At 75.6% G+C, this 11,949-nt stretch carries 9 protein-coding genes; 2 read left to right on the top strand and 7 right to left on the bottom strand.

Going from position 1 to position 11,949, the window contains the following annotated elements:
- Nucleotides 1-94: 94 nt before the first annotated feature.
- From AB0G13_RS31420 to AB0G13_RS31410, 3 genes are all read right to left on the bottom strand, one after another.
- Nucleotides 95-1,705 carry an asparagine synthase-related protein gene (locus AB0G13_RS31420; protein ID WP_357882271.1) on the bottom strand — a complete coding sequence of 537 codons (1,611 nt, stop codon included), beginning with the start codon at nt 1,703-1,705 and terminating at the stop codon, nt 95-97.
- Nucleotides 1,706-1,709: 4 nt separating this feature from the next.
- Entirely contained in the window at nt 1,710-2,672 is a 963-nt protein-coding gene (locus AB0G13_RS31415; protein ID WP_357882268.1) for a DUF5715 family protein, read from the bottom strand.
- A 248-nt stretch (nt 2,673-2,920) separates the two neighbouring features.
- A complete protein-coding gene (locus AB0G13_RS31410; protein ID WP_357882265.1) occupies nt 2,921-3,667 on the bottom strand; it encodes a winged helix-turn-helix domain-containing protein in 747 nt (248 codons plus the stop codon).
- 122 nt (nt 3,668-3,789) lie between these two features.
- Between AB0G13_RS31410 and AB0G13_RS31405 the strand changes: the two genes are divergently transcribed.
- On the top strand, nt 3,790-6,009 hold the full coding sequence (locus AB0G13_RS31405) for a family 43 glycosylhydrolase (protein ID WP_357882262.1): 2,220 nt from the start codon (nt 3,790-3,792) through the stop codon (nt 6,007-6,009).
- A gap of 49 nt (nt 6,010-6,058) precedes the next feature.
- On the opposite strand, the gene AB0G13_RS31400 is transcribed toward AB0G13_RS31405, so the two are convergent.
- Nucleotides 6,059-6,619: a 2'-5' RNA ligase family protein gene (locus tag AB0G13_RS31400; RefSeq protein WP_357882259.1), complete on the bottom strand. Its 561-nt coding sequence runs from the start codon at nt 6,617-6,619 to the stop codon at nt 6,059-6,061.
- A 113-nt stretch (nt 6,620-6,732) separates the two neighbouring features.
- On the opposite strand from AB0G13_RS31400, the gene AB0G13_RS31395 reads away from it, so the two are divergent.
- Nucleotides 6,733-8,529 carry a DEAD/DEAH box helicase gene (locus tag AB0G13_RS31395; RefSeq protein ID WP_357882256.1) on the top strand — a complete coding sequence of 599 codons (1,797 nt, stop codon included), beginning with the start codon at nt 6,733-6,735 and terminating at the stop codon, nt 8,527-8,529.
- A 92-nt stretch (nt 8,530-8,621) separates the two neighbouring features.
- Here the strand turns inward: AB0G13_RS31395 and lon are convergent, their stop codons facing one another.
- From lon to AB0G13_RS31380, 3 genes are all read right to left on the bottom strand, one after another.
- Nucleotides 8,622-10,952, bottom strand: a complete 2,331-nt coding sequence (gene lon / locus AB0G13_RS31390) for an endopeptidase La (protein WP_357882253.1) — start codon at nt 10,950-10,952, stop codon at nt 8,622-8,624.
- A 38-nt stretch (nt 10,953-10,990) separates the two neighbouring features.
- Complete coding sequence (locus AB0G13_RS31385) at nt 10,991-11,248, bottom strand: hypothetical protein (RefSeq protein WP_357882251.1); 258 nt, start codon at nt 11,246-11,248, stop codon at nt 10,991-10,993.
- A gap of 23 nt (nt 11,249-11,271) precedes the next feature.
- Nucleotides 11,272-11,949 (bottom strand): putative manganese transporter (locus tag AB0G13_RS31380; protein ID WP_357882248.1); only part of this gene is annotated, 678 nt, incomplete at its 5' end.

Here is an 11,949-nt window from a genome sequence, read left to right as displayed (position 1 = left end):
AGGGATGTGCGGCGGGCGGTCCCGGCCCCGGACGGGCCGCCACGGCGCGCGGAGCGCCCACGGCCGCGCCCGCGGTCCCGCGGGTGGCGGCTGGTCACCCCGGCAGCGGCGCCTCGTCGCCCCGGGTGCGGCGCGGCCCGACCAGCCGGCGCACCATCGGGGCGGCGTTCCACTTCGCCGCGCCCACCAGGTCGCGGGCGTGCTCCAGCACCGTGTAGTCGGGCCGGGCCCGGCCGTCGGCGATGGCCCGGTCCAGGTCGTTGCCGCACCGGGTCAGCACGTTGTCGAAGTCGCGGCGCACCGGTTCGAGCAGGTGGTAGCCGAACGAGCGGTGCAGCCGGGCGAAGAGCGGCTTGTAGAGCCGGGCCCGCTCGTGCAGCCCCGAGGAGTACGACATCGGGTTCTTCGGCCGGCGCCGGACGTAGTCGGGCAGCAGGTCGGCGAAGGCCCGCCGGACGATCCACTTCTCCTGCCCCTCGCGCATCTTCAGCCCGATGGGCAGCCGCATCGCCAGCTCGACGAGGCTCAGGTCGAGAAACGGCACGCGGGCCTCCACCCCGTGCCCCATGCTGGCCCGGTCGACGCGCTGCAACTCCGTACGGCAGAGGTTGCGGATCTTGTGCAGGAAGAGGCGGCGGGACGCCTCGGGGCCGACCTCGTGGTACATCGGGTAGCCGCCGAACAGCTCGTCCGAGCCGTCCCCGGTGAGCACCACCTTCACGCCCAGTTCGCGCAGCCGACGGAACAGCGGCACGGTGACCACCGCGTTGATGATGTCCCCGTACTCGGTCAGCTCGGACATCCGGATGGCCTCGCGGATGTCGGCCAGCCGGATGTCGCGGGGACGCAGCTCGACGACCTCGTGCGGCACCCCCAGGTCCTTCGCGAGCCGCCGCGCGTACGCGACGTCGGGGCTGTCCGGCACGCCGACCGTGACCGCGACGCAGTCCGGGTGCATCTCGCGCACGTGCAGCAGGGCCAGCGAGCTGTCCAGCCCGCCGGAGAGCACCACCCCCACGGTGAGGTCGGTGTCCACCCGCATCCGGATGCTGTCGGTGAGGGCGGCACGGACGAGCAGGGCGGCCTCGTCCGGGTCGTCCACCACCGGCAGCCCGTCTCCGAGGGTGAGCAGGTCGACGTACGCGCGCAGCCGGACCGACCCGTCGGGCTCCGCCCAGCCGTGGTGCCCGGGCGGCACCTCGACGATCGGGACGCGGTGCCCGACCAGCGCCTTGACCTCGCTGGCGACGTGCAGGCAGCCGGGCGTCCGGGCCCAGTACAACGGCTTGACGCCGAGCGGGTCCCGGACCAGGTAGGCCCGGCCGGTGGCCCGTTCCACGACGGCGAAGGCGTACTCGCCGCGCAGCCGGGTCACCATGCCCTCGCCCCACCGCAGGAACGCGGCGAGCACCACCTCGGTGTCGCTGGCGCTGCCGAAGCGGTGTCCCAGCCGGACCAGTTCCGCGCGCAGCTCGTGGTGGTTGAAGACCTCGCCGTTGTAGCAGAGCAGCCACCGCTCGTCGGCGGAGGCCCACGGCTGCACGGCGCGTTCCCGGTCCACGATCGGCAGCCGACGGGTGCCGGTGAGCAGGCCGTTCTCGTAGCGGGTCTCGGTGACCTCGCCGCGTGGGGCGAGGGTGGCGAGCATCCGCCGGAAGATCGTCGGATCGGCCTCGGGGCCGAGGCTCAACGCGATGCCGCACATCGGCTCAGACCCCCATCTCGGCTTCGTACGCCCGCCGCAGCCGCCGCCGTGCCGGTGGCGCGAGGCACAGGTGCCAGGCCTGCCCCTCGTCGACCACGTTGACCTCGCCGGCCCGCTGCCGGGCCAGCAGCAGCTCGGCCAGGGTGTCCCGGACGCCGAAGCGGCCGAACCACTCCATCTCGACGTCGACCGCCCAGCCGAGGCAGTGGCCGCTGGGCACCATGGCGGCGTACCCGAGTCGGCGCAGCCGGTGCTGGTGCTCGGCGCTGCGGACCAGGCTGGTCACCCACAGCGGCGGCGTGCCGGGCGGGGTGCTGGCGGCGAACTGCCGGGCGAGGTCGTTGAGCAACGCCACCATCTCGCGGCGGGCCCGCCGGAACCGCAGGCCGGCGGTGCGCGGCGTGGCGTCGGGCCGCAGCCGGCGCCGCACAGCCCGCAGCCCGCGTCGCAACAGCGTCCGCGGCTGCTCGGTGTAGCGGAAGCGCAGCAGGTCCCGCCGGCGCAGCCACTCCAGGTCGACCAGGTCGGGGCTGGCGTCGACCTGGGCGTCGGTGAGGAAGGTGGGGGCGTCGCGCCACCACATCACGTCGACGCGGGAGAGCAGATAGATCCGGACCAGCGCGGTGAGGTCGGCGGCGGAGCTGCGGGCGTTGGGCTGGTAGCGGGCCATCTCCAGCAGCAGCGTCTCGCGCGCGCCGACGAGCCCCTGCCCGGTGGCGTCGAGCACGGCGGCGATGGCGGGTTCGCGCAGTCGGTCGTCGATCAGCACCTGCCGGGCGGCGGTGCACGACGCGTCGGCCAGGGCGCCGACCTCGACCAGCAGCTCGGCCACGGCCGCCCGGTAGGCGTCCAGGTCCGGCGTGGCGGCGGGTCGCGTCGGCGCGACGAACGCGCGCCGCCGGGTCGGGGCGGCCGGTGTGACGGGGGAACCGGGCCGCTGTCCCGGGCTTCGGCTGGGCACTCGCATGGTCGGGTCCTCTCTCCCGTCATGGCATCACTGTGTGCATCGCCCCTGGACACACCGTAATCAGCCCGGACGGGATGAGTCCGAACAATCCTCCTATCCACTCCTTCGGGAGGGCCTACGGTCGCCGCCGGACACGAAGGGTCACGCTCGGGACGCCCCGCTCAACCGCCGCAGCCCGGCGTACGAGGGCGGTTGCACGCGCGGCCGGGGCGCCGGACCGGACGGCATCCAGGGCGTCCGGTGCGCGGTCAGGCGCGGCCGCCCCCGGCGTCCGGGGCCGCGTCCGGGGCGAGGTCGGCCGGGTCGAGGCCGAGCGCGGCGGCCAGCGCGGGCCCGCCGGCCGGGGTCAACCGGACCGCCCGGCCGCCGCCCCTGGTCAACCAGCCCACCTCCAGGAAGTGGGCGCAGAGCGCCGCGCCCAACGCCCCGGCCAGGTGCGGCCGGCGCTCGGTCCAGTCCAGGCAGTCACGCAGCAGCGGGCGGCGGAGGGCCCGCAGCGGTACGACCGGCACCCCCAGCCCGTCCAGCCAGTCCCGCCCCGCCGGGGTCAGAGCCAGCCCGCCGGCGTCGTCGAGCAGGCGGCGGGCGAGCAGCGCGTCGCGCACCAGCACCCCGAGGCGCCCGGCCAGGTGGTCGTAGCAGGTGCGGGCGTACGCCAGGGCGGCGCCGGCACGGGCGGCGCGCAACGAGCCGGCGGGCGCGGGGCGGGCCGGGGCGTGGCCGGCCAGGTCCTCGATCAGCTGGGCCACCGAGGGGCCGGCGAGCCGGAGGTAACGGTGCCGCCCCTGCCGTTGCTCGACCAGCAGCCCGCCCCGGACCAGCCGGGTGAGGTGGTCGCTGGCGGTGGACGGCGCCACCCCGGCGAGCCGGGCCAGTTCCCCCGCCGTCCACGCCCGGCCGTCCAGCAGGGCCAGGCAGATGCGGGCCCGGGTGTCGTCGGCGAGCAGGGCGGCGAGCCGGGCCAGGGCCGGGCCCTCGCTGGCGGCGGTGGTCACCGACCCATGCTGGCACGTGCGCGGCGCGGTGCCCACCGACGCTCTTTACAACGTTGTATCCAACGTTGTACAAACGGACACGCACCGATCCTGGTCGACATCTCGCACCCGAGGCAGGTTTGATGGGACATCTCCGCCGCGCCGGGGCGCTCGCCGCCGCCATCGGTCTGGTCCTGGCCGGGACGGCGTCCGCGCCGGCCGCCGCCACACCCGACCTCAGCTACCGCAACCCCGTCTCGGCCGGGTTCGCCGACACCTTCGCCGACCCGGTGATCGTCCGTGGTGAGGACGGTTTCTGGTACGCCTACGGCACCACCGACCCGCTGCGCGAGGGCGAGGGGACGTTCCACCGGGTTCCCACCGCCCGCTCGGCCGACCTGGTCGACTGGACGTACGTCGGGGACGCCTTCGGCGCCGACCAACGCCCGGCGTACGCGGCCCCCGGCGCCGGCTTCTGGGCCCCCGACGTGCGCCGGATCGGCGACCGCTGGGTCATGTACGTGACCGTCACCGACACGACCGTCTCCCCCGACGGGGGTGACTTCGCCGTCGGGGCGGCCACCGCGCCCACCCCGACCGGCCCGTGGACCTTCGCGGACGAGCCCGTGGTCGCGCCCCGCCCCGGCGGTGGCGGCGGCTGGCTGTGGACCATCGACCCGAGCCAGTTCACCGACGTCGACGGCCGCCACTACCTCTACCACGGCAGCTACTACGGCGGGATCTCGGTGACCGAGCTCTCCCCCGACGGGCTGCGCGCGGTCGGCACGCCCACCCCGGTCGCCATCGACAACAAGTTCGAGGGTAGCCACGTGGTGCGCCACGACGGCTGGTACTACCTGTTCGCCTCCACGGCCAACTGCTGCGCCGGCCCGGCCACCGGCTACTCCGTCCACGTCGGCCGCTCCCGCGACCCGCGCGGGCCGTTCGTCGACCGCGACGGCATCGCGCTGACCGCCTCCCGGGCGGGCGGCACGCCGGTGCTCACCCAGAACGGCAACCGGTGGATCGGCACCGGCCACAACGGCTTCCTCACCGACCTCTCCGGCCAGGACTGGATCGTCTACCACGCGATCGACCGGGACGACCCGTACCTGGACGAGCCGTTCGGCATCAACGAGCGGCCGATGCTGCTGGACCGCCTCGACTGGATCGACGGCTGGCCGACGGTGAACGCCGGTGCCGGCCCCTCCGAGGGCGCCCGGCCCGCACCGGTCACCACCGGGCGGATCGACGAGCGCTTCGACGCCGGGCTGGCCGGCTGGCGACGCGGCGCCGGGGACTGGCGGGTCGCCGACGGCCGGCTCACCGGCAGCGGCGCGCTGACCAGCCGTACGACCGTGGGCGGGAACGTGCGGGCGGAGGCCGACCTGCGGCTTCCCGCCACCGGGGCGGCCGGGGTCACGCTCGGCGACCGGGTCTCGGTGCGGGTGGACGCCGCCGCCGGCCGGCTGGTGGCCCACGACGGCGCCCGCACCGCGAGCGCGCCGCTGCCCGCCGGCTTCGACGCCGCGGCCGGGCACCACCTCGCCGTCGAGGTACGCGGCCGGCACCTGGTGGCCGAGCTGAGCCCGGCCCGGCTCGGCGACCAGCTGGCGGTGGTGTCGCTGCGGCTGGCGCGGCCGGTGGCCGGGCGGCTCACGCTCACCGCGACCGGCGGGGCCGCCGAATTCGACAACGTCAGCGTCGCCCGGCTGCACCGACCGGTGCGGCAGGCCGCCCCCGAGCCGCGGGCGGGCCGCCTGTTGCCCGCGTTCTCCGACGAGTTCACCGGCGGGCTGGACCCGGCGTGGCGGTGGGTCCGGCAGGACCCGGCGGCCACCGTGTCCGGCGGGGCGCTGCGCTGGCCGGTGCAGGGCGCCGACCTGACCGGCACCGGCAACACCGCCGGCGTGCTGCTGCGCGACGCGCCCGGCGGCGACTACGTCGTGGAGACGAAGGTGACCCTGGACCTCGGCGAGGAGACCGTCCGCAACTACCAGCAGGCCGGGCTGGTCGCCTACGTCGACGACGACCGGTTCGCCCGGCTGGCGCAGGTCGCCATCTGGAACACCCGGCAGGTGGAGTACGGCTACGAGCTGCCCTTCGCCGGCCAGCCGGTCTACGGGGGCAACATCGTCGGCACCCCGGCGACCACCACCTGGCTGCGGCTGGCGCACCGGGTCGACCCGGAGACCGGCGAGCACGAGTTCCGGGCCGGCTCCAGCCGGGACGGGCGGAACTGGACGTGGGGCGGGGTGTGGACCTTCCCGGCCGACACCACCCCCCGGATCGGGCTGGTCGCGCACGGCGGCGCCGACCCGGCGGTCACCGCGCACTTCGACTACCTGCGCTTCCACCGCTGAACCCCCGCGATCGGGCCCCCGCCGGAGACGGTGGGGGCCCGATCGCGTCTCAGGCGCCCTGCGGCGGCCGGCCCGGCACCCCCACCGGGCGGTGGTCGACGCCGCCGAGCGGGCTGACCGTGCGGGTCTGCCCGTCGTAGCTGCGCCCGGCGACGAAGGCACCGTCGGGGCGGTCGACGCCCGCCACCGCGCGGGCCAGCCGGCGGTCGGCGTCGCGGAAGCGCAGCGCCAGGCTCAGGTGCGGCCGCCAGCGGCCCGGCGCGTGCCAGGGGCGCTGTCCGGGCGACCCGGCGAGGACGTCCCAGACCGACGCGTGCAGGGCGGTCAGCTCCGGCGACGGGTGCACCAGCCACACCAGCGGGGCGCTGCCGTCGAGCACCGCGATCCGGTCCAGCCGCACCGGCAGCGGCAACGCCGCGTCGAGCAGGGCGGCCAGCCGCTGCTGGACGCCGGGCGGGAACCCGTCGACCGCGGCGAGGGTCAGGTGCGGCCGGTTGGTCGGGTGGGCGTTGCGGGCCAGGCTGGGCAGCCCCACCGCGGCGAGCCGCTCCCAGGCGCCGCGCAGTGCGGCCTCCAGGTCGGGCGAGCAGACCAGTTCGACCGTACGCACGCCGCCAGGCTAGCCCGCCAGAGCAGGGCGATGGGTGCCCGCCGGCCCCGCGCGGGTGGCCGTTGTGCCGGTCGGCGAAACGGCGGCGCGGCGGTGATGAAAAGCTTGGCGGCATGAGTTCCGCACCCGTACGGCACGACCCGACCACCGAGCCCGGCCCCGACGCCCTCGACGACACGAGCGCCTTCGCGGATCTCGGGCTGCGCGCCGAGTTGCTGGGCGCGCTGTCCGCCCTTGGCTACGAGGAGCCCACTCCGATCCAGCGGGAGGCCATCCCACCCCTGCTGGCCGGTCGGGACCTGCTGGGTCAGGCCGCGACGGGTACGGGCAAGACGGCCGCCTTCGCGCTGCCGCTGTTGCAGCGGATGCCCGACGACCGGCCCGGCGGCGCCCCGGTGGCGCTCGTGCTGGTGCCCACCCGCGAGCTGGCGGTGCAGGTCTCCGAGGCGTTCCACCGCTACGGCAAGGACCTGGGCGCGCGGGTGCTGCCGATCTACGGCGGGCAGCCGATCGGCCGGCAGCTGCGCGCCCTGGACCTCGGGGTCGACGTCGTGGTCGCCACCCCGGGCCGCGCGCTCGACCACATCGCCCGGGGCACGCTCGACCTGGGCTCGCTGGCCACGGTGGTGCTCGACGAGGCCGACGAGATGCTCGACATGGGCTTCGCCGAGGACATCGAGGCGATCCTGGAGCACGCGCCGGAGCAGCGGCAGACGGTGCTCTTCTCGGCGACGATGCCGGCGCGCATCGACGGGCTGGCCCGCAAGCACCTGACCGACCCGGTACGCATCCTCATCGCCCGCGAACAGCCGGTGGCCGGCGAGGCGCCCCGGGTGCGGCAGAGCGCGTACATCGTCGCCCGGGCGCACAAGCCGGCGGCGCTGGGGCGGGTGCTGGACGTCGAGTCCCCCACCGCCGCGATCGTCTTCTGCCGCAGCCGCGAGGAGGTCGACCGGCTCACCGAGACCATGAACGGCCGGGGCTACCGGGCCGAGGCGCTGCACGGCGGGATGAGCCAGGAGCAGCGCGACCGGGTGATGGGCCGGCTGCGCACGGGCACCGCGGACCTGCTGGTGGCCACCGACGTCGCCGCCCGCGGCCTGGACGTCGAGCAGCTCACCCACGTGGTCAACTACGACGTCCCGTCGGCCCCCGAGTCGTACGTGCACCGCATCGGCCGGGTCGGCCGGGCCGGGCGGGAGGGCGTGGCGATCACCCTCGCCGAGCCGCGCGAGCACCGGATGCTCAAGACCATCGAGCGGGTCACCGGCCAGCGGATCGCCATCGACAAGATCCCGACGGTGGCGGACATGCGCACCCGGCGGTTGGAGCTGACCCAGGGCGCCCTGCGGGAGAGTCTGCTGGAGGACGACCTCGACCCGTACCGGGCGATCGTCGAGTCGTTGACCGACGAGTTCGACCTGGTGGAGGTGGCGCTCGCGGCGGTCAAGCTGGCGCACGAGGCGACGTCGCCCGGCTCGGACGACGAGGAGGAGATCCCCCAGGTCCCCGTCCGGGGCCCGCGCGAGGGGCGGCCCGAGACCGGCGGCCGGGGCGAGCGGCGTGGCGGCGCCCGGCCCCGCACCGGCGGCACCACCCAGGTCTTCATCGGGCTGGGCCGGCGCGCCGGGGTCCGGCCGCAGGACCTGGTGGGCGCGATCACCGGCGAGACCGGGGTCAGCGGCCGGGACATCGGCTCGATCGAGATCGCCGACCGGTTCTCGCTGGTGGAGGTGCCCCAGAGCGTCGCCGACGAGGTGATCGCCGGGCTGCGGGGCAGCACCATCAAGGGCCGCAAGGCGACCGTACGCCGGGACCGTGACGGCGACGGCGGTGGCGAGCACCGCTTCGACGGGGCCGACCGGCGCGAGCGCCGCGACCGCGACTTCGACCGGCGCGACCGCCGCTAGGACAGCGCGGGCACGGGGCCCTTCCGCACGCCTGTGCGCGGGAAGGGCCCCGTGCCGCGCGCGAGGCGTCGACAGGGGCCCTTCCGCATGCCTCAGGCGGCGGCCAGCGCCGGATCGGGGCGGGTGTCGGCGTCGGCCGGGCGCAGCGCCAGGGCGAGCACGTCGGCGACGTCGGCCAGGGTGTGCACGGTCAGCGCCTCCCGGACCTCGGCGGGCAGGTCGTCCAGGTCCGGCTCGTTGCGGGCCGGGATGATCACCTCGGTCAGGCCCGCCCGGTGGGCGGCCAGCAGCTTCTGCTTGACCCCGCCGATGGGCAGTACCCGGCCGGAGAGGGTCACCTCGCCGGTCATCCCGAACTCGGGCCGCACCGGCCGGCCGCTGGCCAGCGACGCCAGGGCGGTCACCATGGTGATACCCGCGCTGGGGCCGTCCTTGGGCACCGCGCCCGCCGGCACGTGCAGGTGGATCCGCCGCCCGGCGAGGGCGTTCGGGTCGAGTCCGAGCCGGCGCCCGTTGGAGCGCAGGTACGACAGCGCGATGTGCGCCGACTCCTTCATCACGTCGCCGAGCTGGCCGGTCAGCGTCAGCCCCGGCTCGCCCTCCATGCTGGTGGCCTCGATGAAGAGCACGTCTCCCCCGGCTCCGGTGACCGCCAGGCCGGTGGCCACGCCGGGCACGGCCGTGCGCTCCGCCGACTCCGGGGTGAACTTCGGCCGCCCGAGGTAGGTGGCGAGGTTGCCGGTGTCGACGCGGACCGGTGCCGGGTCGGTCGCCAGGGCCACCGCGACCTTGCGGAGGATCTTCGCCAGGGACCGTTCGAGCTGCCGCACGCCGGCCTCCCGGGTGTACTCGCCCGCGATCCGGGCGAGGGCGTCGTCGGCGACGGCGACCTCCTCGGCGGTGAGCCCGGCCCGCTCCCGCTGCCGGGGCAGCAGGTGGTCCCGGGCGATGGCGACCTTCTCCTCCTCCGTGTACCCGTCGAGGGTGACCAGCTCCATCCGGTCCAGCAGCGGACCGGGGATGGCCTCCACCACGTTGGCGGTGGCCAGGAAGAGCACGTCGGACAGGTCGAGGTCGACCTCGAGGTAATGGTCGCGGAAGGTGTGGTTCTGCGCCGGGTCGAGCACCTCGAGCAGGGCGGCGGCCGGGTCGCCGGAGTAGCCGGCGGCGAGCTTGTCGACCTCGTCGAGGAGCACGACCGGGTTCATCGAGCCGGCCTCGCGCAGGGCGCGCACGATCCGGCCGGGCAGCGCGCCGACGTAGGTGCGCCGGTGGCCGCGGATCTCGGCCTCGTCGCGCACGCCGCCGAGGGAGACCCGCACGAAGTTGCGGCCGAGCGCGTGGGCGATCGACTCGCCGAGGCTGGTCTTGCCGACGCCGGGCGGGCCGGCGAGGGCGAGCACCGCGCCGGAGCCCCGGCCGCCGACGACGCCGAGGTTGCGCTCGGCCCGCCGGTTGCGCACGGCGAGGTACTCCAGGATGCGGTCCTTCACGTCGGCCAGGCCGGCGTGGTCGGCGTCGAGCACGGCGCGGGCCGCGGTCAGGTCCGTGTCGTCCTCGGTACGGGTGCCCCACGGCATCTCCAGCACCGTGTCCAGCCAGGTCCGGATCCAGCCCGCCTCCGGGGAGGCGTCGCTGGCCCGCTCCAGCTTGCCGACCTCGCGCAGCGCCGCCTCGCGGACCTTGTCGGGCAGGTCGGCGGCCTCGACGCGGGCGCGGTAGTCGGCGGAGCCGTCCGGCTCGTCCTCGCCGAGTTCCTTGCGGATGGCGGAGAGCTGCTGACGGAGCAGGAACTCCCGCTGGGACTTCTCCAGTCCCTCGCGGACGTCGGTGCTGATCTGCTCGGCGATCTCCTGCTCGGCCAGGTGGTCCTTCACCCAGCCGACGAGCAGTTCCAGTCGGGCGGTGACGTCTCCGGCGGCGAGCAGCTCGGTCTTCTGGGCCAGGCTGAGCCAGGACACGTAGCCGGCCGAGTCGGCCAGCTCGGAGAGGTCGGTCATCCGCTCGATCGCGTCGATGACCTGCCAGGCCCCGCGCTGCTGGAGCACGGACGTCATCAGGGCGCGGTACTCGCGGGCGAGTTCGCGGGCGCGGCCGGCGGGAGCGGGTTCGTCGAGTTCGGTCGCCTCGACCCAGAGCGCCGCGCCGGGCCCGGGCACGCCCGAGCCGATCCGGGCGCGGGACAGGCCGCGCACCACGGCGGCCGGTTCGCCACTGGGCAGCCGGCCGACCTTCTCGATGGTGGCGACCGCGCCGACGGGGCCGTACTCGCCGTCGAGGCGGGGCACGGCGAGCAGCTTGTGGTCGCCGGTGGCGCGGGCCGCGTCGACGGCGGCCTGGGTGGTCGGGTCGAGGGTCACCGGGATCACCATGCCGGGCAGGAGCACGGCGTCGGTCAGGGGAAGTACCGGGAGAGTTGCCATCGAACACCTGCTATCGCGTTGAGTTGAGCGTGTCCAACTCAAGTAACAAAGCGTTCCCCTTGTTCCGGGTTGTGACCCAGACCACTCCGCGCCGCCGCGCCGCGCGTCGGGCGCAGCAGCTCACGCGCCAGTCCGGCGCCCCCGGCCGCCGCCACGGCGAGCGGGATCGCCAGGCAGGTCAGCGCCAGCGCGGCGACGGTCCAGCCCGGCAGGCCGGCCACCGCGGCGACGCCGGTCAGCACGGCGAAGACGACGAGCTTGCGCCGGGCGCGGGCGATCGGGATCGCGACGGGCATCGGGGTTCTCCCTCCGTACGGGATCAGAGCAGGACGAGCAGGGCGGCGCCGACGGCCGCCGCCGGAACGGTGGTGACGACGGTGGCGAGCGCCGCCGAGTGCCGGCGCAGCGCGGCGAGCGGGATCAGCGCGTCGCCGTCCTGGCTGATCGCGTTGGCGACCAGGGTGGGCAGCGGCAGGCCGCCGCTGACGTACAGGCCGGTGAAGACGATCTGCACCGCGCAGCCGGGGATGAGGCCGATGCCCGCGCCGACCAGCACGCCGACGAGCCCGGTGAGGGCGAGCTGCGAGCCGTCGAAGCCGGTCGTCGTGGTCACCACCTGCCAGCCCAGGTACGCCACGGCGACCCAGACGGTGACGAAGGACGCCTCGTGCGCGCTGTGCCGCAGCGTCTCCCGCAGCGACCGGGGCTGCGCCGTCTCCAGGCTGTCGTCGGCCAGCCGCCCCCGTCCGGCGGCGAAGATCAGCGCCGCGGTCAGCGAGCCGAGCACCCCCAGCGCCAGGTACGGGTCGACGCCCCCGAGGGACCGCGTCAGCGCGCCCGGGTCGACCAGCTGGAAGACCACCGGCACCGACACCGCGAACGCCGGCGTGGTCAGCCCCCAGAACGCCGTGGACGCCGGCACGCGGGGCAGCAGCCCGCCGAGCAGCCGCCGCGCCCCGGCCAGGTCCGGCCCGCCGGCGGCAGCCAGGCCGACCGG

Source organism: Micromonospora sp. NPDC023633 (assembly GCF_040640035.1).
Classification (GTDB): domain Bacteria; phylum Actinomycetota; class Actinomycetes; order Mycobacteriales; family Micromonosporaceae; genus Micromonospora.
The sequence above is the reverse complement of the archived record's forward strand: the minus strand, read 5'-3'. Positions and strand labels throughout refer to the sequence as shown.

Excerpts from the sequence above, each read along its gene's own strand:
- AB0G13_RS31420 (WP_357882271.1), bottom strand. The coding sequence starts at position 1,705 with ATGTGCGGCATCGCGTTGAGCCTCGGCCCCGAGGCCGATCCGACGATC.
- AB0G13_RS31415 (WP_357882268.1), bottom strand. The coding sequence starts at position 2,672 with ATGCGAGTGCCCAGCCGAAGCCCGGGACAGCGGCCCGGTTCCCCCGTC.
- AB0G13_RS31405 (WP_357882262.1), top strand. The coding sequence starts at position 3,790 with ATGGGACATCTCCGCCGCGCCGGGGCGCTCGCCGCCGCCATCGGTCTG.
- AB0G13_RS31395 (WP_357882256.1), top strand. The coding sequence starts at position 6,733 with ATGAGTTCCGCACCCGTACGGCACGACCCGACCACCGAGCCCGGCCCC.
- lon (WP_357882253.1), bottom strand. The coding sequence starts at position 10,952 with ATGGCAACTCTCCCGGTACTTCCCCTGACCGACGCCGTGCTCCTGCCC.
- AB0G13_RS31385 (WP_357882251.1), bottom strand. The coding sequence starts at position 11,248 with ATGCCCGTCGCGATCCCGATCGCCCGCGCCCGGCGCAAGCTCGTCGTC.